An 812-nucleotide genomic window follows, 5' to 3' on the forward strand; every position below is an offset into this window, starting at 1 on the left:
TCCGGCCTCTCGATCTCCTCCAGCCTCGGCTACCGCGATGCGAACGAGGCCTCTTGGACCCAGGTGGTCGACGTCGTGGAACGGATGGCGGACGCAGCGGAAATTCCAATCCTCGTCGACGGAGACAGCGGATTCGGCAATTTCAACAATGCCCGTCTGGTCGCTCGCAAGCTGCGGCAGCACGGCGCGAGCGGCGTTTGCCTTGAAGACAAGGCGTTCCCGAAGATGAACTCCTTCGTCGGCGACCGCCATCCGCTGGCGGAGATCGGCGAGTTCTGCGGTCGCCTGAAGGCTGTCAAGGACCAGGTTCCGGATCCGGAGTTCGTTCTCGTCGCTCGAATCGAGGCGCTGATCGCCGGATACGGTCAGCAGGAGGCGCTTGCACGAGCGCACGCCTATGCGGATGCTGGCGCCGATGCGATCCTGGTTCACTCCTGCAAGTCCGATGCGGAGGAGATCTTCACCTTCACGCGAGCCTGGCAGAACCGACTGCCCGTCGTGATCGTACCGACAAAATACCACCGTACGCCCGTTGCTGATTATCGCGCGGCCGGCATTTCCACGGTCATCTGGGCCAACCACAACCTGCGCGCCGCGATTTCGGCAATGCGTCAGGTGTGCGACCGCATCATCCAGGAGGAGAGCATTGCCGGTGTCGAAGGTGAAATCGCGACGCTCGACGAGCTGTTCGAACTGATGAACTACAGCGAGCTCTCAGCGGCAGAAGAAAAATACCTTCCGCGGGCAGTGGACGGCCAAGGACCGCAGCGAGAGGTTCCTTCGAAAAGAATGGATGGAGACGCGCATGTTGG

The 812-nt window shown here is 61.5% G+C and carries 1 protein-coding gene; it reads left to right on the forward strand.

From position 1 onward, the window contains the following. A partial coding sequence (locus AC0L28_RS34680; RefSeq protein ID WP_473482987.1) for an isocitrate lyase/phosphoenolpyruvate mutase family protein occupies window positions 1–812 on the forward strand: 812 nt, incomplete at both ends.

The sequence above is a fragment of the Mesorhizobium sp. WSM4847 genome (assembly GCF_055811335.1).